This is a genomic window from Nocardiopsis salina YIM 90010, assembly GCF_000341025.1.
GTDB classification, from domain to species: Bacteria; Actinomycetota; Actinomycetes; order Streptosporangiales; family Streptosporangiaceae; genus Nocardiopsis; species Nocardiopsis salina.
Genome location: NZ_ANBF01000039.1, coordinates 1 through 354, shown reverse-complemented (window position 1 = coordinate 354; position 354 = coordinate 1). Strand labels below are relative to the sequence as shown.

At 76.0% G+C, this 354-nt stretch carries 1 pseudogene; it reads left to right on the top strand.

Going from position 1 to position 354, the window contains the following annotated elements:
- A pseudogene (locus D474_RS27615) lies at nucleotides 1–266 on the top strand (sulfite exporter TauE/SafE family protein); the annotation flags it as partial.
- Nucleotides 267–354: the final 88 nt, after the last annotated feature.

Below are 354 nucleotides of genomic sequence, written 5' to 3'. Positions count from 1 at the left end.
CGATGGCGGACTCCGCGGCGATGGCCAACCCGTTGACCCTGCCGGTGGCGGTCGTGGCCACGTGTGTGTACGCCCTGGCGGGCGGCCCCGGCGCCGGCGGGCACCTGGGGTACGTGGACCTGGTCGCCGGGGCGGCCCTGTTGACGGGGTCCCTGCCGACGATCGCGCTCACGCGGCGCATCGTGGGCCGGATGCCGGACCGGGTGCACGCGTGGGCGTACGTGGGTCTGCTCGTGGCGGCCCTCGTGGGCATCAACGTGGTCTGACCCGGCCCGGCCCGCACATCGGGCTGCCGTTCGACGCCCAGAACCGGCCCGGACACAGGTCCGCCCCGTCGCGGGGGCTGACGGGGCA